Annotated in this window: 14 protein-coding genes and 1 pseudogene; 9 read left to right on the forward strand and 6 right to left on the reverse strand. The window is 68.9% G+C overall.

The window, feature by feature from the left end; genetic code table 11:
- Positions 1-25: 25 nt before the first annotated feature.
- The gene (locus tag RFN52_RS39930) at positions 26-4,603 is read left to right on the forward strand and encodes a hypothetical protein (RefSeq protein WP_184853753.1); all 4,578 of its coding nucleotides are present in this window, start codon (positions 26-28) and stop codon (positions 4,601-4,603) included.
- 50 nt (positions 4,604-4,653) lie between these two features.
- Here the strand turns inward: RFN52_RS39930 and RFN52_RS39935 are convergent.
- A pseudogene (locus RFN52_RS39935) lies at positions 4,654-5,454 on the reverse strand (IS5 family transposase); the annotation flags it as partial.
- A gap of 660 nt (positions 5,455-6,114) precedes the next feature.
- Here RFN52_RS39935 and RFN52_RS39940 point away from each other — a divergent pair.
- Positions 6,115-6,678: a DinB family protein gene (locus RFN52_RS39940; protein WP_184853754.1), complete on the forward strand. Its 564-nt coding sequence runs from the start codon at positions 6,115-6,117 to the stop codon at positions 6,676-6,678.
- A gap of 183 nt (positions 6,679-6,861) precedes the next feature.
- Here the strand turns inward: RFN52_RS39940 and RFN52_RS39945 are convergent, their stop codons facing one another.
- Together RFN52_RS39945 and RFN52_RS39950 are read right to left on the reverse strand one after the other, a co-directional pair.
- On the reverse strand, positions 6,862-8,256 hold the full coding sequence (locus RFN52_RS39945) for an alpha/beta hydrolase family protein (protein WP_184853755.1): 1,395 nt from the start codon (positions 8,254-8,256) through the stop codon (positions 6,862-6,864).
- Positions 8,257-9,233: 977 nt separating this feature from the next.
- On the reverse strand, positions 9,234-9,560 hold the full coding sequence (locus RFN52_RS39950; protein ID WP_184853756.1) for a hypothetical protein: 327 nt from the start codon (positions 9,558-9,560) through the stop codon (positions 9,234-9,236).
- Between RFN52_RS39950 and RFN52_RS39955 the strand changes: the two genes are divergently transcribed.
- Positions 9,544-9,795, forward strand: a complete 252-nt coding sequence (locus RFN52_RS39955) for a hypothetical protein (protein ID WP_184853757.1) — start codon at positions 9,544-9,546, stop codon at positions 9,793-9,795. The two genes, RFN52_RS39950 and RFN52_RS39955, sit on opposite strands and share 17 nt — an antisense overlap.
- 421 nt (positions 9,796-10,216) lie before the next feature.
- Here the strand turns inward: RFN52_RS39955 and RFN52_RS39960 are convergent, their stop codons facing one another.
- A complete protein-coding gene (locus RFN52_RS39960; protein WP_390812406.1) occupies positions 10,217-10,993 on the reverse strand; it encodes a helicase associated domain-containing protein in 777 nt (258 codons plus the stop codon).
- Between the two features lie 775 nt (positions 10,994-11,768).
- On the opposite strand from RFN52_RS39960, the gene RFN52_RS39965 reads away from it, so the two are divergent.
- The 6 genes from RFN52_RS39965 to RFN52_RS39990 all read left to right on the forward strand — a co-directional run bounded on the left by RFN52_RS39965 (position 11,769) and on the right by RFN52_RS39990 (position 20,666).
- The gene (locus tag RFN52_RS39965; RefSeq protein WP_184853758.1) at positions 11,769-12,638 is read left to right on the forward strand and encodes a hypothetical protein; all 870 of its coding nucleotides are present in this window, start codon (positions 11,769-11,771) and stop codon (positions 12,636-12,638) included.
- 157 nt (positions 12,639-12,795) lie between these two features.
- Positions 12,796-16,962, forward strand: coding sequence for an NACHT domain-containing protein (locus RFN52_RS39970; protein ID WP_184853759.1), 4,167 nt, complete (start codon positions 12,796-12,798; stop codon positions 16,960-16,962).
- A gap of 1,166 nt (positions 16,963-18,128) precedes the next feature.
- On the forward strand, positions 18,129-18,458 hold the full coding sequence (locus RFN52_RS39975) for a hypothetical protein (RefSeq protein ID WP_311241200.1): 330 nt from the start codon (positions 18,129-18,131) through the stop codon (positions 18,456-18,458).
- Entirely contained in the window at positions 18,455-19,441 is a 987-nt protein-coding gene (locus RFN52_RS39980) for a hypothetical protein (RefSeq protein WP_311241201.1), read from the forward strand. The genes RFN52_RS39975 and RFN52_RS39980 overlap by 4 nt, the downstream gene beginning before the upstream one ends.
- A 308-nt stretch (positions 19,442-19,749) precedes the next feature.
- Positions 19,750-20,211 (forward strand): restriction endonuclease, encoded by a 462-nt coding sequence (locus tag RFN52_RS39985; RefSeq protein WP_311241202.1) that lies wholly within the window; start codon positions 19,750-19,752, stop codon positions 20,209-20,211.
- Positions 20,208-20,666 (forward strand): hypothetical protein, encoded by a 459-nt coding sequence (locus tag RFN52_RS39990; protein WP_311241203.1) that lies wholly within the window; start codon positions 20,208-20,210, stop codon positions 20,664-20,666. The genes RFN52_RS39985 and RFN52_RS39990 overlap by 4 nt, the downstream gene beginning before the upstream one ends.
- A 1,488-nt stretch (positions 20,667-22,154) precedes the next feature.
- Here RFN52_RS39990 and RFN52_RS39995 read toward each other — a convergent pair.
- Both RFN52_RS39995 and RFN52_RS40000 read right to left on the reverse strand, forming a co-directional pair.
- A complete protein-coding gene (locus tag RFN52_RS39995; protein WP_184853763.1) occupies positions 22,155-23,219 on the reverse strand; it encodes an AAA family ATPase in 1,065 nt (354 codons plus the stop codon).
- A partial coding sequence (locus tag RFN52_RS40000) for an integrase (protein WP_311241204.1) occupies positions 23,216-25,236 on the reverse strand: 2,021 nt, incomplete at its 5' end. The genes RFN52_RS39995 and RFN52_RS40000, both read right to left, overlap by 4 nt.

The following is a 25,236-nucleotide window of genomic DNA, read 5'->3' on the forward strand; positions in this document are numbered from 1 at the left end:
GCCGCCCGCAATGGATTCACGCAGGTTGGCGGACGTCCGCGGCGGGACCGCCGCAGGCCAGCTGTCGGAGGGGTCGGGCTATCTGGTCGCAGCCGAGCTGGTATTGACGGCTCGTCATGTCGTTATGGACCCGGCTACGGACGAGCCCTGGGAACGGATCGACGTACGCGCCGGGCACCCCCTCCACCCCCCCATCGAGCGACGCACCGCCTCGGTGCTGTGGATGCCGGACGAGGGCGCCGACGTGGCCCTGCTGCTGCTGGACGCGCCGGTGGCTGTCTCGGGGGTGGTGCGCTGGGGCTCGGTGGAGGGCACGCGGCCGCTAGACTACGAAGGGCTCGGGTTCCCGCTCCACGCCGTGTCCTACGAGGACGGCGAGCGCGGTATCGATCAACTGTGGGGAGTGCTCCCGCCGTTGGCCCCGGGGCCCGGCATGACCTGGACACTGGTCCAGGACAACGAGGCTCCCAGGGTGCCTCCCGACGGGCAGCGCGCATGGGCCGGGGTATCGGGGACCGCAGTGTTCTGCGGCGATCTGCTGGTCGGGGTGGTGGTTCTCGACGACGTGGCCCACGGGAACCGTCGCCTGTACGCGCTGCCGACCCGTGCGTTCGCCGCTCACCTAGGGTTCACGGAACTGCTGGAGCGGTACGGCGGAGGCGCACCGGTGCTCGAGCCGGTTGACGGCCGGCCTCCGGTGCCCGAGTCCGGCCACCTGTTTGAAGCCCGGGAGTTCACGGCCGCCCGATTCGAGGGGCGGCAGCGGGAACTGGCCGCCCTGGACCGGTTCTGCACGGCGCCCGACGGTCAGGAGAGCGGCTACTGGAGATGGATGGCGCCTGCCTGGGCGGGAAAGACGGCGCTCATGGCACAGTTCGTCCTCCACCCTCCCGCGCACGTGGACGTGCTGGCGTATTTCGTGACCACCCGGCAGCTCCAGCACTCCGACCGCTTCGCGTTCCTGGCCGCCATGGGCGAGCAACTGCGCTGGTACCTCAAGGACGCCGACCTGGACTGCACTTCCCGAGATCGGTTTCTCCAGGCGTTGGAGCGTGCAGCGCAGGCCGCCGCGCAGCGAGGGCGGAAGCTGTTGCTGGCCGTGGACGGACTGGACGAGGACACCGGGGTGACCAGCGCAAGCACCGGCTACAGCATCGCCGCGCTGCTCCCGGCCCGACCTCACCCTGCCGCGCGGATCGTGCTGGCCACGCGTCCCGATCCGCCTGTACCGAGCGATGTGCCCGAAGGGCATCCGCTGCACGGGGAGGAGATCGACCACTGGCTGGAGGGCTCCCCGGCCGCAGGGGCGGTGCGCAGGGACGCCGAGCGGAGCCTGGCGGCCCTGCTGGACGGCGGCGGTCTGGGCGAGGAGGTCGCCCGACTCACCGCAGCCGCGGGCGGAGGCCTGAGCGCCACCGATCTGGCTCACCTGACCCGCACGGCTCCGGGGCGTGTCCGGCAGGTGCTGGGCGGCTCCGTCGGCCGATCCTTCCAGCGGCGGGCCTCGCGGAACGCGGCGGACGGCAGCCCTGCGGAAGCCCTGTACTTCTTCGGCCACCGGCAACTGCAGGACAGCGCCCTGGAGTTGCTGAGCCCCGACGAGCTGGGGCACTACCGCAAACGAGTGCGTGACTTCGTCAAGGTCTGGCGCAAGGCCGGCTGGCCCTCTGACACACCCGAGTATGCCCTGGTTGGCTACCCAATGTTGATGCGCACCCTCGGCGACGCTGTGCGGCTGGGGCGACTGGCCATCGACGCAGCGCGCCACGAACGGCTGTGGCACGCGACAGGTTCCGACGCTGCCGCACTGGCCGAGATCGACGATGCGTTTCGGCTGCTGCTGAGCTCTCCACGGCCTGACCTCAAGACGGCGGTGCGGTTGTCTCATCGGCGTGACGTACTCCTGCGGCACACCGGGAACCTTCCCGAGGGCATCGTCACCCTTTGGGTGGCGCTGGGGCGCACCGACCGTGCCGTCGCCCTCGCCCGAGCGCACCCCGACCCCGTCCGGCGCGTCGAGCAACTCATCGCGATCGGCGACACCTTGCTGGAGGGAGCCGAGGTGACGACCGGTCGCGATGTGGTGGTGGAGGCAGCCGCCCGCGCCCAGACCGTCACCTTGTTCAGCGTGAAGGACCAGGTGCGCATGCTCACCCGAGTCGCTCGGATGCTGGCCCGGGTGGGAGAGGACCCCACCGTGCCGCTGCGCACGGCCGTCGGCCTCGCAGAAACCATCACCGATCCCGGTCGGCAGTCGGAAAAGTTCGTGCATCTCCATGACGGCGCAGGACCGCAGTTCGAGGCCTTGCACCTCTCGGCCGCGGCACTCGCCGAGGCGAGCGAAGCCTGCCGCACCGGCGCGCACACCGCGTTCACCGCATTCGCCGAGGAACTTGCCGACAGGACTGAGAAGCTCGCTGACCAGGCCGCCCGCATGGTCCGCACCATGTACCCGGGCAGCCAACCCGGGCACTTCGTGAGCGTCGCCCGCACGATGGCCCGCACCGGCCGGCACCACCGCGCCGTCGAACTGGCCGAAGCGGCCCGTGCCATGAGTTTCCGCGACCCGGGCGTGCAGGGCGAACACCTCGCTCGCATCGCCCAGGCGCTGGCCGAGGCAGGACAGGCCGAGCGCGCGGCCGCACAGTGCCAAAAGGCCGCCGAACTCGTCCGGCAGGTGCCCGACACCACCCGGCAGGCTGGCCATCTGGTGGCGGTGGCGCAGTGCATGCTGGCGACGGCAGACGTCCCCCTGGCACACGGTCGACGCTCCGGGGAGCGGCAACGGTGTGCGGCTCACCTCGCGTTGGAAGCCGCCGCGCTGGTGACCGGGGGCACCGATGCCCCGGACGACGTCCTGCGCGATGTGGCAGAGGTGCTGACAAGCGTGGGCAGGCCATGGGAGGCAGCCGAGATCGGGCGGACCCTGACTCGACCGCAGAACAGGATCCGAACTCTGCTGAGCGCGGCCCGGGCTCTCGCCGACTCCGGAGAACCCGGCAACGCTGCAGCGCTGGCCCATGATGCGGCGCGGACAGCGCGCTCGCTGGACGATGTGGCCGCCAAGATCGCATGGCTGGCCTCGGCGGGCGGGGTCCTGGCACGAACCGGGAATCGGCATGATGCCTCCAACCTGTCGAACGAGTCGAGCGAACTGGCCCGGGTCGGCGTGAAGGACCGTCCGTCGGCCCTTACTCTGGCCTGGCTGATCGACGCGCTGAGCCGGATAGGAACTCTGAAGCGGGCTGCCCGCTTGGCCGAGTCGCTGGCGGATCCTGCTGCACGATCCGACGCCCTCGCCCTGACCGCCAGGGCTTACGCTCAGGCCGGAGACCTCCAGACCGCCACCCGCCTGACGGCACAGTCGACCGAACTGACACGGCGGGGCAGCGAGGCAGGTATGGACCTCAACTTGCGGGCCAACGCCTGGGCCGAGGTGGCTCTGGCCCTCGCGACGGCAGGAGACCTCCGAGGTGCCGCCGACGTCGCCCGGGACGTCACCACCCTTGGGGACACCGGCTTCGGCTCCATGCAACAACCGCTCGCCGGCGTCGTCCAGGCCCTCGCACGTGCAGGGAGGACGGACGAGGCGTTCGACCTCGCCGAGACACTGACTGACACGGAGACCAAGGCCGACGCCGTGGCACGCATGGCCCTGGCGCTGTCGGAGGCGGGAGACATTCAGGGAGCCTGGGACCTGGCGACGCAGGCTGCCTTCCTCGCCCTCGACCCGATCGATCCGCTGGGGACGGCCCTCGCCATCGAACGGATTGTCCGGACCCTGGCCCAGTCCGGCAGCAAGGACGTCTTCGGCACCGAACCATGCCTGCTGGCGCATCGCGCCCTAGACGTCGCTCTGACCGCCACCGAACCGCTGTCGGACCCCCGCATCCTGGCGTACATCACGCAAGCCCTGATCGAGGCGGGAGACGTCCGACACGGTGTCGAGCTGGTCGCACTCCTCACCGACGACACCGACGATCCGGAAGATCAAGCTGTCGCACTGTCGTACGCGGCCCACGCACTCGCACTGGCGGGACGGATCGAGTCCGCCGAATACTGGTCGGAGAGGGCGGTCGAGCAGGCGGGTGACCTCACCGGCTCGGAGGCGCAGGCCGACGTCGTCTTCAACGCGTTCCGCGTCCAGCTCATGGCCGGACAACCACTCCGGGCCACCACGCTCGCCCGGACCATCCCCGACCTCGGCCTGCGGGCCACTGCCCTCACCCAGGCCAGCGGCGCCCTGCTCTCCGCAGGGGAACTGCAGGCGGCTGCGGACGCCGCCTGGAGCATCCCGGATCCCGCGGAACGCGTCAACGCCCTGGCCGGCATGGCGAGCACGCTCAGCGCCACCGGGCAGCACTCCGAGGCCGCCGGGCATCTCGCCAACGCCGCTGCCCAGGCCCGCACCCTGGCCGACAGCGACCGGCGGGCAGAAGCACTAGCCCGTGTCGCGCACGCGGCCGACGACGAGGCCGCCGGTCACGCTCTGCTGTGCGAGGCGCTCAGCGTCGGAACATGGACTCAGACGCTGCGTGTCATCCCCGAGGTCGCGCCGGAACTGCTCAAGACGGTGTCGGCCCTGCTGATGGACGACGGCTGACGGGTGCCGGGCCCGGGTGGCTTCCGCAAGGCGGCGGGGAAAAGACCGGGGTCTCCCGTCAGTTCGCGGGACATTTCGTTAGCCATCGCCCAGTGGATCATTGCTCGAGATCTCTGGGGCAGGGCTTCGTAGTCCCGGGCCAGGCGGCGGTGCTGCATCAGCCAGCCGAAGGTCCGCTCGATCACCCACCGTTTCGGCAGGGGCTCGAGCCCCTTCGCTCGAGGCCGCTGCACGACTTCCAAGTCGATGCCGAGGAGGGCGCCGTGGTTGAAGATGCTGTTCTGGTATCCGCCGTCGGCCCAGACCTTGGACACGCTTGGGTGGTTCGCAGCCACGTCGTTGAGCAGGAGCTTGCCGCCGGTGGTGTCCTGCACGTTCGCGGCGGTGATGACGACGGCCAGCACGAGACCGAGCGTGTCCGTGATCAGGTGCCGTTTGCGTCCTTTGATCTTCTTGCCGGCGTCGATGCCCTCGCTGATCTCGGCCACGTTTGCCGAGGTCTTCACGCTCTGCGCGTCGATCACGGCCGCGGTCGGCTCGGCTCTGCGGCCGTGGGCTCGGCGGGTCTTGTCACGTAAGAGGTCATGCACCTGCTGGGTAGTGCCGTCCGCTTCCCACTTCGCGTAGTAGTCGTAGACGGTCTTGTGCGGCGGGAAGTCGTGGGGCAGGTACTCCCACGGGATGCCGGTGCGGTTGACGTACAGGATCGCGTTGACGATCTCCCGCAAGTCATGCACCCGGGCCGCCGTGCCGGGACCGGTCCGGCTCGCCCGCCAGGCGGCGAAGACTGGCTCGATCAGAGCCCAGCGGGCATCGGACGCATCACTGCGGTAAGGACGGCGAGCACTCACGCACCGTGCAACGACCGCCAACGCCGCCAGTCACAAAAGCATCCCAGAACACCAACTACCTAGATCAGATGCCCTCTTAGGCCCGATTGCGGCAGGCGGGAGAGCAGTGCACCGCCGTGACCAGGCGGTCGACCCCGACCGTCCACCCCACCCCGCACTGCGGACACGAGGCCGTCACGCTGGTCTTCACCGCCTCGGTCCGAGCCCTCGCCCGACGCATTCGCCGCCAGTGCCTCGACCGGCACGCGTCCTCGCAGAACACCGCCGCCGCCTTCGCCGACGGCATCAGCGGACCACCGCCACCGCGACACAACCGTGGCCCGCGAGCGTCATCCTTGATCACGGTCAGCTTCAGCCGAGGCGCACCATCCCTGCTCATGCGGCCACCGTTTGAAGCGAGAACAGCCGCCGGGAGCCCCGCTGCTGATTTCTGCTCAGCCGCCTGGCGTGGCACTCGCTCCGGGATACTCATGCTGATTCCTGGCGGCAGTCCGCAGTCTTGATCATCCGTCATGTCATTGGTCGAGCTGTTACATCGTGGTCGTTGAACTCAACCCGGCCAGCCGGTCTGTTCATGTCAAACAGCCGCTCGCAGCTCACGGCCGGCGACGGTGTCCGCGAGGGGCGCAGCCAGGTCTCCGTTGTATGTAGTGTGCGAAAATGACGAGAAGCGAGCGGCTCGCGGAGCAACTGGACTGGTACTGGCACAGGAACCTGCGGCCGCGGCTGAACGGTCTCACCGACGAGGAGTACTTCTGGGAGCCGGTGCGCGACTGCTGGAGCATCCGCCCACGTGGCACGTCGGCCGCACCGATGTCGGAAGGTTCGGGGGAATGGACGATGGATTCCGCGTCCCCTGCCCCGGTGCCGGCGCCGGTGACCACGATTGCCTGGCGGCTGGCGCACATCGTCGTCTCGTGCCTGGGCTATCGGGTCGGATGGTACTTCGGCGGCCAGGACGTCGACTCCGAGACATTCGCCTACGCGGGGACCGCTGACGAGGCGCTGAATCAGCTCGATGAGATGTATGGGAGATGGAACGCGGGGGTCCGCGAGCTCTCGGACGCTGACCTGGAGAATCCGCCCACGGTGGGTCCCGAGAGGTTTCCCATGGAGACCAGGGTCCTGCACGTCAACCGGGAGCTGATCCATCACGGCGCCGAGATTTCCCTGCTGCGCGACCTCTACCGCTGGCAGGACGGAGCCGCACCGCGCCGAACATGACTTTCCGGTAACCGGCGATCGAGCTTCGGGAACTTACGTGGACTCCGTGACGCTCCGGGGCTGCGAGCTAAGTGAAGCTGCGCCCCCTCTTGAAGATCCAACGAGCCGTTCGTTCAAGCCTCACGATCACCGTCATGTCATGTCGGCCTCAGGAAAGGCACTGAGGGAGGCGCACGTGAGCACTCAGCGTCGGAGGACGTCGGCGAGCCAGTCGAAAACGACGTCGCAGTGCTGCTGAGGGGCCATCGGGGAGCAGTGCAACTGTGCCCCAGTCGCCTTCGTCAGTTTGACGTAGTCGCGCCGCGTGCGCAGCAGGTCGTACATCTCCCGCGGCTGGCCCGGGTAGAACTGCTCGAAGTCGTAGTCCAGTACGAGCGTCGGGGCCTTGATCCTGCCGACGATCCCGGTGATGTCCAGGTCCATGGCTACTTGCGCCGGTGTCCAGATGTCGGTGAGGACCTTGCCCCGGCGCGCCTGGCGCAGCGCCTTCCGGTCGAAGATCTCGAAGCGCTTCTTGACCGTGAAGGCCTCCTGCGGGCTCAGCTCCGGGACGACGTCCTCGTTCCAGACCCGGTTGGTCTCCTCCTTGTCGGGTGTGACGATGTCACGCAGCGCCTCGTCGAATCCGAGCCAGGGGCTGAGGCATCCGGGCATCGCCACACAGGCGGCGAGCCGGTGCTCGAAGGCGGCGGCGCGCGGGGCGAGGTTGCCGCCCATGCTGAGGCCGGTGAGGGCGATCCGCCGGCCGTCCACGTCCTCGCGCCGCAGCAGCCAGTCGACGATCGGGGCGACCACCGTCTCCCAGCGGGTGGTGAACGGGATCTCTTCGACGAACAGCAACTGCCCCTGCCCGGGGCCGTCGTAGACGAGGGCGTTCCAGCCGCGGTCGAGGGCTGCGGACACGCCGTAGGTCCACATGTCCACGTTCTGCCCGTCGCTGCCGTTGGTGAGGATGACAGTGGGGCGCCGCTCGGCGGGGCCCTCCGGGCGGAAGAACCACAGGGGCAGCCGGGTCCTGCCCCACGGGACCCGGGCGGTGACGGCCGCGGGCGTGCAGAGCCGGGCAAAGGTGTCCCAGGCCCTGCGTCCTGCCTCGTAGACCGCCTCCTCGTCACCGGGCTGGTCGGTGCCCAGGACGTAGAACAGCGCCTGGGCGTAGTACTGGGCCGCGCGCAGCGAGCGGAAACGGCGGGTCTGCGACGGCATCCCGCCGTCGCCCCGGCCCACGGCCGGGGGAGCGGAGAGCCGGTCGCCCCAGGACCGGAAGGTGTCGGTGTAGGTCTGCCCGGACAGCCCCGCCGCGTTGATGGCGTTGACCGCGGTCAGCACCTCGCCGACCTCGGAGGCGCGCATGCCTGCCGCGCCCAACGCGAGCAACCCGGCGAAGTTGAAGCCGGGATCGGCGAAGAGCTGCATCGCTCCCGGCGTCGGATCCGCCGCCGCCGAGGACGCAGTGGGCGCGGCGGCCGCGGTACGAGCGGCGCTCCCGACGGCGAGCGCGCCCGCCCCCGCGGCAAGCCCGGTCAGGGCCGCGCGGCGGGTGAGGGAAGCAGACTGGAGCGGTGTGCTTGCGGTCATAACGGGGGACGCTACGACGCTCCACCCCGCGCGAAAATGTGGCGCGCCCTCCCATACTCCGAACGGGCCCGTACGCGGGCCCGTACGCGGGCCCGGTCAGCTGCCGCACGGGGTGCGTAGAACACACTCGCCACACAGGCCGCCGGGGAGACGGTGACTCAGACCACGTCGGCGAGCCCCCGCCGACCACGCACACCCCGAGCTGTTGTCCACCTTCCGCCACACTCGGATGCGGTACCCACCTATATCTCCCTTGCGCCGGGTTGACGCGCACTGACAGCCAGTCAGGCCTTGCGGGGATTGGGGTGAGGCACCCGTCCGCCACGCTCCGCCACCCGCAGTGGGCCGGCTCGTCACCCGAATATGAGTAACAGCAGGCTGACTGCCCAACCCACAGGTTCCGGCGGGGGGACCGGGTTCCGTGATCAGGACGGTTCCCGTTGCGCCCGTCACCTCCTGCTGTGAGGGACTAAGAACCCGGAACCCTGCCCGCGACCCCCCGTGACTCAGGACGAAAGCGCCACAGCTACCTCGGTGAAGCCTCATGCGAGTTCCACGGCCGCCAAGGGGGTAGCGACCGAAACCCCGGTGAAGAAGGGCTGGTCGCCAGCCGCCTCTGGCCACGCCGATGACGGTGGCGGCCCAGAAGGGAGAGCCGGGGGGGCAGGCGGTTGGAGCTGGTCAGCATGACCGGTCAGAACAGCCGGGCCGGAGCTCGGCGTTCCCACGGTGTGCTCGCTGCCACCCATGGTTCTCTACCTGCACTGCCAGAACAACCATGTCGCGGTCTTCCACGATGCGGCGGCAGTAGCCGTGGCGGGTGAGGTGCAGTGCTGCCTTACCGAGCCGCGCGGTGCTCGTCATGAGTGAGGACAGGCGAGAGCCGCAACAGGCGCAGCAGCGGGGCGATCGGGGCGGCGAGGGGGGCTGCGCGGACTTCGTAGAGTCGTAGATGATGCCTTCCTCGTCCTACGGGCTCAGATCGGCGGAGCAGCACCGAGACCCCAGAAGCAGGCGCCCGCCCCGCCCAGCTCGTCGGTGACCGAGATGAAGTCGCCGTGCAAGTTCTGACGATCGCGGTGAGGGCTGCCTCCAAAGATCGCGAGCGCGGCAGGTGCGCAGGGCGCTGGCGCCGTCGGCGACCGCCTCAGAGGACCGAGGAAGGTGCCGACCAGCAGGAGACCGACACCGGTGACGACGCCGAGGATGCGGGTCCAGCGGCCGTACCTCTGTGGCAGGAGCGGAGCCAGGAGGGCCGCGGCGAGGGCGAACAGGACACCATGGGCGATGAAGGCGGTGTTCATGACGGTGTACAGAGGCGAGCAGACAGGGTCTCCCGTGCTCGCCTGGGCGAAAGAAGTGCGCCACAAAGACGAGGACATTGCCGAGCCCGCCGGCCCCGCGAAGACCCTCAAGAACCTCTACACGCAGCAGTGCCAGCTCGACCGCACGCCCAGCTACGCGGCCGACCTCGCCGATCACGCGCCTCGCCAACACCATCAACGGCCGCATCCAGCACACCCAGTGCATGAGGGCTGAACTCGAGCGAGTCATCGAACGCGACTGCCCGGATCACCTACCCCGAGGCCCGGATACTGCCGGGCCCAAGCCACGAGGCAGGAAGCTGCCCAGGTCGCGCTGGAGCAGGCCCTCAACGCCGCCAACCAGAAGATCGCCACGCTGCGGCGCATCGGACGGACGCCGACGGGCCGCACAGATCATCCGTGCGGGCCGCCAACGTCTACGACCACCCGAGCTCCGCATCCACGACGCCCACCGTCCGCGCCTCGATCCGGAGCATCTCGCACCCAGACTAGACCGACCGCTGGCTGGTGAAGTTGCACAACGGAAGACCGGCGGCGAGCCTGAACGCGCTCGGCACTGAACTCCCGCCCTCACCACCGCGCCAACCACACCCACCCCGAAAGTCCCTCTTCTACGCAGCACGAAGATCCGCCGACTACGACACCCACCGCATGCCGATGACGGACAACTGTTCGACTCGCTCCGGGGACAGCGTCGCGGCCCGGCTCCGCTGGTTCCCGATCCATGCCCCGAGCCGGAGCTCCCGTTCCTGCTGGTCCTCGCCGGCGATCCGTTCGACGTGCTTGCGCGGCACCCGTAGGTGTCCTTCGCGCTCGTAGAACTGGCGGGCGGCCTGGTAGTTGAGGGCCCATTTATCGGCCTGCGTACGGCGCGCGGGCGGCTTCTCGTCCTCGGCCGCGGGTGTGATCCCGAGGACCTGTTCACACATCCACTGCTGCACGGTTGTCAGGTTGTCCCAGCCGAGCCGGACCGAGCGGACCCACCGGCCGAGGTCCTCGCCCTGGTGCACGACGTCGCCCGGCGAGGTGGGCAGCGCACCGCCGGCCTCCAGGTGCTGCCGGACAAGGTGGAAGGCCCGCTGCCACTCCACCGGCCACGCCGGGCACCACGACGGGTCGATGTCCTCCAGCTGCTCGCGCCGCATCTCCGACAGCGCCCCGGCCGCCGACGAAACGGGCAGGCCCTCGGCACGCCGCTGTTCGATCTCGGCCGCCTTCCGGGCGGCCGCCCGCTGGTTCTTCAGCCAGATCCCCACCCGGTAGCCCTGGAAGGTGGCGTCCAACGGCGCCAGGAGGTGGCCCGCCTCGGCCGCCCACCCCCGCGCCGCCGCGAGGCCTTCCTCCCACGCGATGTCGAAGTGCGACCACACCATGCCCAGCTTCTCCAGCTGCTCGACACGGGCGGCGTCCATGTCCCCGCGGGTGTCGGTTATTCGTGCAGTTGAGACACATCCATCGTCATGACCTGCAAAATCTCAACTGCACGCATAGAAACTGAGGTTGAGCCATCTGAGTGATTGAACTGCTATGAGGGGATGCAAGTGCTCCTGATGCTCTCGGTGGCAAGCCTGTGACCTGGGATGCCGCATCTCTATCGAGAATGTCTCAACTTTACGGATGGTTTCTTGGAGTTGGGGTCCTGTGGGGTGCGGAGAAATTGATCTTGGTTGGGGGAGTGGGGAGCCGCTCCGAGAGGGGCGGGCGGAGGCGTGGAGTAAGCAGGCGTTCGTCAAAGTGCACCCGAGCGGGGTGCTGTACCTCCGTAGCTGGCGAGGGTGGCGTCCCAGAAGTGGTGGCGGCTGGCCATGCACGGCCGTCCTGTTGGCACTGTCGGTCTTAGGGGGCTGCGGCAGTTGCGACCGACCACACCCGTGTGGCATTAAACGCAGGCGATTCGTCTCCGAACCGCCCCCGGCTGTCAGGGGCTCAAGGGGCCGAGACTTGGGAAAAGTCTCACGGCTAGGCCCAGCACCCGTCGATCCGCAGCGCTTTCGCCAGCGCAGCGGAAACACCCATCAGGTGATCACGGACCGGAGGAGGGGGCGGGTGCGCGCCTGCGGGCAGGCGACGGTTCGCGACCGGCGGCGCAGGCATCACGACGACGCACGTGCAGCGCGCCGGGTCGGTCTCGCCCCGGCGCGCACAAAAGGCCAGCGACCGAGTGGGAGGGCCCATTACGCTCCCTGAATGTCTGACAAGCGGCCTCCGGGCACGTTGGGTGTTGACCTGCGCAAGCCGGGACTTCGTCCCTGTGGGCTGTGCGGTGAGGTGCGCGGGATGACGAAGGCGCATGTGCCGCCGCAGGTAGCTGGCAACCGAGGCAAGGTGACCAGCGCAACCGTTCGGGTCCACAACAACGTACGCAGCGTGGGTCGGCTCGACGCGGGCGGCATGTGGATGCGCGGACTCTGCGGCGACTGCAACAGTCTCGCAGGACTGAACTACGACAGCGCTTATGGCGACTTCGCCAAGGCTCTGGACACCTACCAGCGGGCGCGCTCGCTCCTGTATCTTCCGCGGGCTGACCCAGCGCCGCCCGTACGCGTCGCACCAGGCCGGGTCGCCCGGTCGATCCTGATCGGTATGTTTGCCACCACTCCACAGCTGCGGGTGATGTTCCCGGGACTCGCCGTCGACCTTCGCGGGCGGCGCTCTCACATTGCGCTGCCCGACGGAGCCTCGCTGCGCATGGCCCTGTATCCCCTGAGGTGGACGCGCCTGGCCAGCATGTTCAACAACTACCGGGTGCTGGGGCGCAGGCTGTACTACAATGTGTTCTCCGAGGTCTACTTCCGCCCGCTGGCGTGGGCCCTGATACCCAGCGACCGCGGGTACGACGAGCACATGGGCGAGTCCGTCTTCGACAACCTCGGATGGGCAACCGTGGACGCCTGGCTCCAGTACGGCGATGACGTCACAGGGGTCGATCTGCGCGACCTCTGCCGCCGCGGCATCCCCCACGTGCGGCACCCGCTGTCCGGGCACGAACAGGACAACTGGGTCCAGCTCTTCAACGACAAGATCACGGCCATCATCGAAGGCGAAATTCCAAGCTGACGCGCTGAGCCACGGGCGGGAACGGACAGCCCCCGGCTGGATAATGGCCGTCACGCTCGATCCACCCGCGTCCCGTCGGCCGCCGGGCGGGATACCCCAGGGGGTTCCAGCACGCTCGATGGCCGGCAGTCCACACCGCGCATGCCAGGAGAGCACGTTGATACAGCAGCAGTTCCCTTGGCAGCGGCGCGTGTTCGTGCTAGACGAGCCCCCTGCTCAGGGCCGTTACGGATGGCCGCCCAGCTACGCACAGGCTGGTGTGCCGCTGGCCCAAGAGCGGGCCACCGCGATCATCGTGTTGCGTGGCGAACGCGGCATGGGCAAGACGTACGCCCTGCGCCAGGAACACGATGCCCTCCTGTCCGCCGGTCTGCATCCCGCCTGGCTCGACCTGAAACGGTGCACCACGACCCGCAGGGCGCAGAGTCACCTGCAAGCAGCACTTACGCCCCCCACCGAACCAGGGGAGTGGCACATCCTCCTCGACGGCCTGGACGAGGGCCTCAACGACCTCCCCCAGCTGGACCAGCTCCTGCTGGAGGCGCTCGAGGATGTGGCCGAAGCAGACCGCGAAAGGCTTCGCCTGCGGATCACCTGCCGCAGCGCCCGCTGGCCGGCCCGGTTCGAAGAAGCCCTGCGCACAGACTGGCAACCCGACCAGATAAAGATCATGGGCCTGGCCCCACTAGGCCCCGACGACGTAGCCATCGCAGCTGAGATGGTCGGCGTGCCGGACACTGCTGCCCTGCTCGAGTCGATCCAGCAGCAGGGACTAGTCGCGCTGGCCACCCACCCGGTCACGCTGCTGCAGCTCCTCGACAACTACGCCCTTCACGCCCACCTGCCGGCAACGGTGCACGACGCCTACCTCCAGGCATGCCTGCGCCTGTGCACCGAGCACCGCCGCCCCACCAACCCGACCCAGCTCCAGGCGCAGGCATCACCCGAACACCTGCTGGCCGTCGCGGCCCGGCTGGCGGCCACGATGCAATTTGGTCCATACACCGCGGTGACCGAGGACGAATCCGGTACGCCGACAGACCTGCGCCTGTCACGGCTCGACGGCCTTAATGAACCCGGACACCTTGGCGGCAACGTCCCGTGCACCCTGTGGAATCTGCGGCAGGTCACCGAATCAAGCCTGCTGGTCCCGACCGGTGACCTGCGCTGGACCTTCGCCCACGACAGCTACCGCGAATTCCTCGCCGCGCACTTCCTGCGCATGCACCACTTGCAGCCGCACCCCCAGCGCCAACTGCTGTGGATCGGAGACGGCGAAGCCCGCCACATCATCCCCGCCCAGCAGGAAGTCGCCGCCTGGCGCACCACCAGCGACGCCACCCTCTTTGCCGACCTCCTGCGCGACGACCCCCTCGTCCTGCTCCTGGCCGACCTGCCCAGCCTGCCCGACACCGACCGAGAGCGCGCAGTTGACGCCCTGCTCTCCCTGCTCGAACGGGATGACACGGTAAGTCTCGACCACAGCCTGCTGCACCGCCTCAACCACTGCCGACTGGCAGACCAGCTGCGTACCCGCCTGCAGGAGCCCGGCGAGCCCCGTCTGACGTATGCGGTAGTCAGCATCGCCCGGGCCTGCCCCCACCCCGAACTCGCCGACGACTTGCTGGACGTGGCCGAAGACGCCCGCTACGACACAGGCGTGCGCACCGCTGCCCTAGCCGGCGTCACCGAGCCTACGCCGGACGCCCTCACCCGGATCATGGACCTGACCCGAGATCCCTCGCCCGAGGTGATCGCTGCGGCCCTGCGCCACCTCTATCCCGGCCATCTAACGGCGACCGGCTACCTCGACCGCATCCGCGACCCGGACCCGGCGTTCGTGGGCACAGCCTTCATCCTGCGCAATGAGGCACCGGCACAGCTCGACGGCAGCACCATCGCCGAAGCAGCCCAATGGGCCGGACGTGCCCTTCGCGCGGGAGATGCCCAGCCCACCAGCCCCGGCTTGGCCCTGGCCGTGCTGGCCCGTGCGGTCACTCTCAACGAGGACACCCCCGCCCTCGACCTCGTGCCCTTCATCGGCGAGGGACTGCTCGGCCTTGCCGACGACGAGGACCGCCTGCACAGCTCGCTCCTGCAGACCCCTCTGGAAGACCTGGCTCAAACTCTGGACAGCTGTCCCCAGACCCGGCGCCTGCTCGCCCGCCACATCCTGCAGCACGCCGAGGACGATCCCTTCTACACCGTGCTGGCCGGCATCCCCGGCGGCTCCTTCCTGCCCGGTGCCGACCTGCTGTACTGGATGGAGCACTGGGACCAGCTCACCGCCATCAACCCGGCCCGCGCCCAGCAGGCTGTCCGCTTCGCGCCCCCCGACGATCCTGAAACCAAGGCACGTGCCGATGCCGCGCGCCGCGCCCATCCCACGCTCGCCGAGGCCACGGCATTCTGGGAGACTTATCAACGCGATCAGCAAAAACGCGCTGCCCGGGCCGAAGCGCAACGGCAGCAACAGCGCTCTGATCCGGCCGCCCTGAGCACGGCCATCGACGAGGTTCTCGCCGCCCGCAGCCCAAGCGTCCTGACCGCGTGGAACGCCCTCCTGAACTGCCTGCGGCGCACGCCGGACGGCTCACCAGCGCAACATACCGGTGGCGTGTCCACGCTGGCCGCCCGGGCACCCTCACGTCCCGCCACCGGCACCGACCCCGCCCGGCGCCTCAGCCAGGCAGCCGCTCACCTCCTGAGCGAACTCCCCCCGCTGACCACAGCTAACTTCCGCCCAACCTCCACCGCCCGCCCGCCGTCCGCAGAACTCACCGCCTTCGCCCTCGTCGACAACCCGGCAGCACTACACGCCAGCCCCGAGCACTGGGCCGGCTGGGTCGTCGCCCTCGCCCAAAGCCCCGCCTACGATGACGAGGAACGCCAGCTACAGCGCGCCTGGATGCCACTGTGCGTTGCGCGTGCCGAAGACCAGCTGCCCCCGCTGCTGCTGGATACCCTCGACCACGTCACTGGCCAGACCCTGCGCGACCTGGTAAATGCCATGGAACGGGATCCCTCCCACAGGCTCCGAACCGTCCTGTCTGCCTGGGCACGGCACAGCGACCGCAGCCCCGAGCAGTGGTACGCCGTTCTTGACGAACTCGCGGCCGCCGAAGACCCCAACGCCCTCGGCCACCTGGTAGACGCCCTCGACGCCGATCCGCGCGGGCACGAGCCCGGCTCGCCGCCACGGCAACGCTGGCTTTTCGCCGCCCGTGCCCTGCTGCGTCACGACATCCTTCCTGACCACTGGCCCGCCCTGCGCCGCGGCTTGGCCGACGCCACAGTCTTGGCGGAGTACGGCAACCTGCTCACCGGCCTGTCGACCGGCCCCGATGGATGGCCCTTTGACCACCTCGACGACGACGCACTGGTCGATCTCTATGCTCTCCTTCTGAAGGACATCGGCATCGCACGCCTGCAACGGCCCCTGCGCAGTGGCTTCATCCAGGATGAAGACCGCCTCGTCGACTTGCTGCGCCACCTGCCGCGCATCCTCGCCTCCCGCGAAACCCACCACGCGGCAGCCGCCCTGCACCAGCTCGCCCAGGCCTACCCGCACGTATGGCAACTGCGCATGCTCGCCCGCGCCACCGCCCGCACGGCGGCGGACCACAGCATCCGGCCCCTCGAGCCCGAACAGCTGATCCGGCTCGTCACCGACCACCAGGCACGCCTCGTCCGCGACGCCCGCCAACTCCTCGATCTGGTCCGTGAATCTCTGGCCGCCCTGGAGGAAGACCTTCAGGGCTACAACGGAACGGCCGTCACCCTCTGGAACCGTAACCAGCACCGCTTCAACTCCAGTACCCAGTGCTGGCCCTGCTGGGAAGACGACCTCAGCGACGCCGTCGCCTCCTTCCTGCGCCGTGACATCGGCGGCCACCGCGTCGTCGTCAACCGGGAAGTCCAGGTACGACGCGACGGCCTGCCCGGCCTGCGCACCGACGTCCAGATCGAAGCCCCCGCTTCTCCCGACACGGGCCAGCACACCCTCAGAGTCATCATCGAGGCCAAGGGATGCTGGAACCCAGAGCTGCCCACCACCGCCCGAACCCAGCTGCGCGCCTACCTCAGCGAACCCGACACCGCGGGCCTGCTCCTGGTCGGCTACTTCGACTGCACGCGCTGGAACACCAAGAAGCGCAGCTGCCCCGCGACCAACCACGGCATCGACGACGTCCGCCGCGAGCAACACGAGCAGGTACGTCAACTGACCCACGAGGGCACACTGCTGGCCGCAGCGCACGTACTGGACTGCCGGCTGCCTAGCGAGGACAGCGACTGGCGCAAGACGACTGACGATATGGCGTAGACGCCCGGCCTGCCGCGGCAGTCCTCAACTCGAGCCGCGCGCCCAAGCCGTCCGCACGTGGCGAGAGGGCAGGACCGCACCGTGAAACATCACCATCGTCAAGGCACCGCAGGTCCGGCTGGCGCCCACCAATCTGACCCATCCCAACAGCCTGCGTCTGCGGGACCGCGCTGTCCCGCGGCACCACCCAGACCAGCGCCCGTAGCGTCGCCACGCACAGGTTGGGGCCGCCGCGGACGAAGCCAACGCACCTGCACCGGCCCCCTCCAGCACACCCCTTGTGGCCCATCCGGAGACCGGGGAGAGGCGGGCGGGCAAGGAGGGATCCCGCGCTGGGGCCTGCGTGTGTCGGCAAGGGGCGTACGCTCATAGTCGCTCGCTGGATGGGGCGCTCGTTGATGGGCGTGGACAGCAGTATCCCGCTGAGCCGTTCCTCCGCTTTCAGCGGGGGGCGGCGGCCTGCCATATGAGTGACTGCTTCTACCGGCAGAAGCAGCTGATCGTCTCCTGTCAGATCCCGCCTTCCCCCGGCTGCCACGTAGGTGCTGCCAGCCCAGGCGCAGTGTGGGAGGCGGTCATCGACGCCGACCGGCTGCCAGCACGTCGGACGGGCGTGAGGTGAGCGGATCCGCATTCCGCTCGGCCGAGGAGGCGCGCGAGTGAGTCTTGCCGGGCCTGGGCCTTCGCGGTCTGGCATCTCGCGTTGTCAGAGGGCGGGATTAGGCTCCGCGTGTGATGATTCCTGCACCTTCGCAAGCTGATCTCGACTGGGCCATATCCATGGCCTCACGGCATGGCAGCCATGCAGAGGTTCACGGCGCAGGAGTGGCCGAGTTGGCTGCGGCGCGGGGCGTGCTGCGCCGCGCAGAGACCGGTGAGAGCGTCACGAACGCCGTGCTGCTGGCCGCCCACGATCTACTGCACACGCGGGTGCCGCCCCAGCTCGGTGACAGCAGCCTGCGGCGCCTCGCCGAATTCCTCGTCGGCAGGGGAGTGGTACCCAAGCCCGGCGACTACGAGGGCCGGTGGTGGCTGTGGTGGCCCAAAAGCGGCCGCGGCCCCTGCCGCGACTGCGGCAAGATCCGCTCCCTGACCCGCTATTCGGCCCGATTCGCAAACGAGTACGCTACCTGTGCGCACGCTGTCGCGGCGCTGAACGCCAGCACATGGCCCACCAGGCTGACAGACTGCTGGGGCGCCAGCCGACATCGGTACCCGCGCCCGCCCCCCTCACGTCGCCCATCGAAGCACCAGCGGTAGGCACAAGCACGCCCTCTCCCTCAGGTCGCGACTGGGAAAACTACGCGACCCGGCTCGAGGAGCTGCTGGGAGCACTGGACTGGGCAGGATTCGACCTGCCGGAAGAGTGGGACACCGACTTCGACCCGCAGGAAGGCCCCCTGCTGTTCGCCACCCTCTGGCGCGGCGACGGCGGCCTGGACGTTCAATACGAACCTCACCAGCAGACCTGCACCTGCAGCCCTTCGACGATGTGACGGGGGACTGGCCCGAGTCCTACTCCCTGCTGGAAGACGGCATCGCAGTTCCCGTCGCCCCATCGGGGCAAGCCATCACCGCCGTCGCTGCCGCCGCCGGACAAGCCGGGCTGCTCGACGCCACCCACGTGCAGGTTGCCGAGGCCGCACCGCCCGAGGCCAAGCAGGAGTTCACCCTGCGCAGAATGCGCCGGATCTTCCAGCCAGCTGCCGACTTCCGGCAGCTCCCGCTGCCCGCCCTGCTCCGGGAAGTCACCGAGAACGAAAGGCTCAACGCCTACCTGGAGTGGGTGGTCGACATGACTGGCTGGGACGTCGCGCCCGACATCGTGCCCGACGCGGCCGCCCTGGGCGTAGCCGCCTGGTGCTGGCGCAACAACACCGCAGTCGAAGACCACCACCTGGACACAGACGTACAGATGGCGCGCGTCAACATCGCCGTCACCCGCATCACCCGACAGCACGTCTGCCCATGGGCGGGCATCGATTGGGACAGCATCAAGAACGCCCTGATGGACCCGCAATGGGCCCTGCCCGACGGCACCCCAATCTGTTCACTGTTCGGCCCGGGCTGGACGGAGGTAGCCGCCACCGTCACGGCGGAACTCGACCGCTGGCGCCACCTCGACCACGAGGTGCTCGGCCCTCAGACGACGATGATCCTTATGAGTATCGGCGGCTCCACCAGCTACACCGACTCCTGGTGGGGACAAGGACGCTGGCTCAGTATGTGCCGCCGCGTCATCGACGACGCCACGACTGCCGGCCTGTCTCTGCCTCCGCCCTACGACCAGCGCGGCCCCGATGCCCTGCTGGCCGACCTCGATGCCCCCGACGAGGTCCCCGCCCGGTTCTCGGCTGGCTCATCGACTTGCCGGATGCCGGCGTCCATGGGCCTCGCGGGCTGCGCATGCACCACGTCACCCGACCTAACCGGCACAGTTGGGACCCGTACTGGCTCACCGAGTCGTGACAACCCCTGACTCACGGTCCGATTGCCCAGTCCCAGTCACCCCAGTGGACCTCGGCCGCCACGTGGGCCCAGTACCCCGTGCCCGGCGTGGCGGCCAACACTGCGGGCCTGCGGCTGCAGTTCGGCCCTTGAGCCGACCACGGTCGGCGAGGAGTCCAGAGTCCCGGTCCCGGCGCTGCTGCACGTGGCGTGCGGCGACAGCGTCAGGGTCCTGGTCCGGGGCCTGAAAGCGGAGACGCGCTTTGGGGCACTCGCCTGCAGGTCCCAGGGGCCCTGCATCATACGAACGAACGCTTCACCCCAGTGACAGGAAGTAGCATGCTCGATTTTCACGAGTTGGCGTCGGATGGCGAGGACCTGGAGCAGATGGTCCGGGAACTGGCCCTGGCTCTCGGTTACCGGGCCAGGTGGTCCGGCCGGGGTGCGGACGGCGGGCGCGACCTCTTGCTGGAGGAGCCGGGGGACGCCCTACTGGGGGCGAAAACGCGCAATTGGGTTGTCTCGTGCAAGCACATGGCTCACGCCAAGGGCGGTGCCGGACGCTCGGTCAACGGTGAGGACCTCGGGAGTGCTGGCGGCATCGTGGACGCCGTCGCCCAGCATGACGCTGACGGCTTCCTTCTGGTCTGCTCCACCCAGCCCTCGAGCGCTCTGGTCTCTCGGCTGGAGGCGATCGAGCGGGGCAAGGGCGTGCACACCCATGTCTGGGACGGGGTGGAGCTCGAGCGCATGCTCACCACCCCCGGGGCTGGGCGGTGGCCCAACGGTTCCTCCCCGTGAGCGCCGAGGCCAGCGGGTGGAAAATCTTTGCCACGAGTGAGCCGAACCGTTTCATCGGCATCACGCAGGGCTTCTACCTCCGCATCGCTAACCGGCACGGGAGCGCCCTCGGGTTCCAGCTCGGCAGTGTCACCGAACGTCTGGACCGAGCCGCCTCGATCGAACTGCCCGTCGGGCACGAGATCCGTCCCCGAGGCGTCTTCTACGACGACAAGAACGGCGGATTCAGCTGGTACTTCGACTACCTGTACGGCCCTCGCGGCTGGCGGCATGAGGAGATCGAACCGCCGATGGAAGAGAGCACGCTGCTTCAACGGCTCGGCGACGGCGGGGTGACCTTTGAAGACGGGCAATTCGACCACTTCGAAATCGTCTTCAGGCGGGTCTACCGCGGAAGCGACACCTACGATGCCGACCACTACGGGTACTACGAGCATGTCCCCAGCTACGTCTAGGATAAGCCGATCCTGCCACGGAGTTCTCCGTCTCGGCGCGTGAGGCGCTGAAGGCATCGCAGCCGGTCTCCTGCAGGCCCTTCCGGCTTACGGCACCTGACGGCCACACCCTAGAGCAGTACGCCGGTGCCGCCGCCTGTGGCGAGCAGGGAGCGTCGGCCTGGTGAGGCGACGGCTGCAAGCGTGTTGACCGCGCGGAAGCCTCAAGGGTGGCCCACGCAGATGTGCCGTTCCACAGGCTGATCTGGTGTCCGCCGGCCACGGCCAGCATCGGCCCGTGAGACGTGCGGGGGAGTGTCCATGATGCGGGCCGCGCCCCGGCCGGGCACGGGACTTTCGTCCAGAAGTTCTCCGGAGTGCGAGCCTTCACCCCACCCCGCCTCTCAAAGGACTCGGCGCCAGCGAAGACCTCATCCGCCGTTTGGTCAGCCACGACACCGGCCTGCTCAACCTGATCGACCAGCACCTGGCCCAGCGCTTGGGCCGCCCTCCCGGCCGGGGACGCAGCGGCAACAACTGTGTCTAACAGACACGATTCCCGGCCGGCCGCCACCACCCGCCTGCCGGCCTGCGCAAACTGCGCAAGCACGCTCCTCACCTGCTGCCTCAAGTCACCTCCGGCGACCTCAGTGTCAACAAGGCCCTCATCGAGGCCGGGCTGAGGGGAGCGCACCATCTCCGTCCCGGTCTCCCGCCCGGAAAAGACCGCAGACGTCCAGAGACGGCACCTCGCCCCTGACCAGCTGGCCGCTCTGGCAGCACTCCTCGCCCCCGCACACACCCAGTAGCAGCAAGGCCGCGACTGAGACCCGCAACCACCACCCGGCCGAAAACGACCCGTGCCGCGACCGTGCCGCACACCCCCGCAATGGACGACGTCCCGGCTCGGCACTGGCGCTCCACCCATGCCTGCGGGGATTCCTAGGCCCGCTTGCAGGCATTGGTCCGCCAACTGATCGCCAGACAGGGTGAGTTCACTCAACTTCACTTTCCCCCGCATGGCGCTTGTGCCCTTAAAGTGATCACGACCGGCGCCAGGGCCGCTCAGTCCGGCTGGCGTCCGCTGTGACGAACTCCCTGAACAGGACAGCCATGGGTGCATTCGAGGCCATCGACGAACTCATCGCCACTGCTCGCATCCCGCTCCCCCCCCCCGGCCTGCGGCGCCGTATACGCCAGCAGCTCCACCTCGCCGCCGACCAGGTCGCGCAGGCCTGCGGCGCGGGGCGCCTCAGCCTCCTGGATGACGGGCCTGAACGGACTCACGCAGGCCGAGTTGCCCATGGACACCAGCCCACCGGCAGCAGCCGACGGAGTCCTCCGCATCACGCAACCCTGCGTCCTGTGCGGTCACCCGGCCCATCAGCAGGTCGCCGGAACCTCACCCCCGAAGACTCGTACTCCACGGCGGTTCTTCCCCTGCTAGGTGAACGGTGCCTTAGGTCCATGCCCTGGGCCGCTTGTCTGTCCGAGGGAGGGTGGGCGGTGTCAGATGGTGCGGCTGCGGCCGATGGCCAGGGATTCCAGCAGCTCCTCGGTGATGCGCTCCTGCTTGTTCCAGATCGCTTTCTGGGCGCCCTGGCTGACGAGCTGGGACAGGGCCCGCAGGTAGCCCTTGGTGCGGCGGTGCAGGTATTCGTGCAGGTTGGTCAGGTCGTCCGGCTGGTGGTGGTGCAGGCACAGGTTCTTGTCGAACTTGCGGACGATCTTCGTGAACAGTTTGTGGCCGTCCGTGTCGTAGCCGATCCGGCTGGTGCGCAGGGTGGCGTAGTCGCCCCAGATCTCCTCGTTGTCGGCCAGGGCGGTTTCCCGGTCCCGGGTCAGGGGGTCGACGATGGAACGGGCGGCCCGTCCGGCGAAGAGGAAGGTGGCGCCGGTGCTTTCACTGATCTCTTCCAGGTAGGCGAACGACTCCTCGGCGTCCGCGCCGGCCCGCAGCTGCTCGATGCCGTCGATGAGGACCAGCAAGGTGGAGCTGTTGCGCATCACATGGCAGATGGAGCGGGTGGGGTCGCTGCCGCCGTCGTGCTTGAGGCCGAGGAAGGAGGCGAAGGCGGCCGGCCAGTTCCGCCGTCCGCCGCGGGCCAGGGGAGGCACCCGCAGCGCGATCACCGGGATGCGGCTCTCGTCCGGCTCATACAGGCGGGCGATCTTGTTCTCGTAGTGGCGGCCGATGTACTGCAGGATCTCGGTCTTGCCGGTGCCGCGGGGGCCTTCGATGATGACGCCGGTCTTGCCGTGGATGCGTTCCCGGTTGGCCAGCAGATGCTCGTGGACGACGACCAGGGCCCGGCCGATGGCGGGGGTGACCACGGTCGGCATCAGGGCGTGATAGCGCAGCCGCAGGTCGTTGTCGGCGACTTCCGTGCCGGGCGGCGGGCTGTCGGCCAGGTCGGGCCGGGTGCGGTCCAGGGTGGCGAAGGTGCGCCAGTTGCTCAGGGTGTTCAGCCATACCGGCCGGGGCGCGGTGAACACCGGCGTGGGGGCGGGCGAGTCGATGAGCAGACGGATGTCGTCGTCTTCGATCTCCTCGATGACCGGTGGCTGCGTCATGGCCTGTCCTCCTGCGGGGGGTTGGTTTCGGCGGGCAGGTCCAGCAGGTGACGCGCGGCGCTGTCGAGGCTGTCGTCCAGGTCACCCAGATCCGCCAGGAGCGAGGACACTTCGGTGTCCGCGCCGCCCGGAGCGTCCGGTCCGTGGGCGGGCCCGGGCGCGATCTCTTCTTCCGCGGGGGAGTACAGGCTCGGCTCGTCCAGCTCCAGCACCGTCAAGGGTCCCAGCGCGTCCAGGTCCAGCGCCTCCGCGTCGGCGAACGGGTCGAAGACGCCGTCACCGGACGGCGCCCATCCGCCATCCAGCCCCGGCACGGGCGCGTAGCCGTCGGGCACGCTCACCACACCCGGGTCGTCCGGACCCTGTCCCGCCCGCTCCAGCAGGTCGGCCAGGACCTGCGCGATGGCTTCGTCCTGCGTGTGGCGGCCGCCGCGCGCCACAAACTCCGCGGTGGCCGAGTCCCACAGGTGCTGTGTCCACGGGGCGCCGATCAGGTGCTGGTGCTTGAAGACGGCAGTGATCCACTCGCCGGAGCGGTGGTCGCGCAGCCACACCTGCTCGGGCGTATAGGGGTTGTAGCGCAGCTCCCACCCGTCACGCTTCTTGCCCTTGAGCCCCGACGGCGTGTTGCGGACCTCCTCGAGTTCCCCTTTGAAGTTGTCGTAGGTGCGGTTCTTGAACCGGATGCCGTCATCGCGCACCCCGACCCAGGCGGTGGGCAGCAGCTGGAGGTAGTCCGCAAAGCCCAGCGGGATCGGCAGGTAGCCAGCCGCCTGCACGCCCGCGGCGTACATCTGGTTCGGAGTCAGCGGCGGCAGGTTCGGCTCGTAGGGGCTGCGCAGCTCCTCATGCGGCCGTGCCTGCCAGCCGACCGCGATCCACTCCTGCAGCAGATCGTCCAGCTCCTGCAGCGTCCACAGCCGGTCCGGATCGATCTCTTTCCCGCGGCGGCTGAAGTCCCGCCCGGTGTAGGAGTTGACGTGCTGGCTGAACAGCGACTTGATCGACTCGAAGGTCCGCTCGACGATCGCCTTGTCGGTCGGGGTGCGCTTGCGCGCCGGACGCACAGAGATCCCGAGGTAGGAGCAGGCGTCGAAGAAGGTCTGCCCGGTGAAGACCGTGCCGTGGTCGATCACGATCGTCTCCGGAATGACGACCGGCCGGGCCGCGGCGTGCTCCATCCGCGCGTCGACTTCCAGCAGTTCCTCGTACGGCAGATCCGAACGGGCCGCGGACGCGGCCGCGTCGAAGCCGGGCCGCATCGGGGCCGGCACCATGCACAGCGCCAGCAGCAGCGAGGCGTCCACTGCCTTGGTGGCCCGCCCCTTGCTGGTGCCGGTGCTCAGCAGCGCCCTCGTCTGCTGCCGGGTCTTGCGCCGGCCAGCAGTCTTGGGCCGCAGCACGACGGCGATGATGCTGCGCGTGAAAACGTCGATGGCCGCCGTGAGTTCCACCTGGGTGGGCTGTCCGTCATCGCCCAGCACTTTGACATCCAGCGCGGTGGAGTCGATCTGCACGAGCTCGCCCGGCGCGGTGGCGGTGGTCACAGCAAACGGCGGGGCCGGGCGGTTGAGACGGTCCTTGCGGCGCCGGGTGGGATCCCGCAGCTGCAGCGCGTCGATCCCCAGCCGCTTCAACAGCGCGTACAGCGTGGGCTCGGCCGGCACCTTCACGCCGGGGCCCAGCCTGGCCCGTGCCGCGCGCCGCAGGTTCTTGAACAGCGTGCGGGCGTCGGTGGCGGCTTCTTCTTTCGCCTGACGTTCCTGCAGCGCCAGCAGCAGGTCCACCACCCGAGCATCGGTGCGCCCGTTCACCGTTGTCTGGCGGGTACGCCGCTTATCGATGAGCCCCCAGATGTCCTCGCGAAGAAAGGCCAGCCGCTTGCGCTGGACCGTCTTCCACGACACGTTCCACCCCAGCACGGCACGCAGCTCGGCGGCCTTGCGTTCATAGCGCTCGACCAGAGTGAACAGCTCCGGGTCATAACCTTCCCGCGGTCTGCTGCCCTCGGGGACCT

Origin of the sequence: Streptomyces collinus, assembly GCF_031348265.1 — a bacterium.
Lineage (GTDB): Bacteria > Actinomycetota > Actinomycetes > Streptomycetales > Streptomycetaceae > Streptomyces > Streptomyces collinus.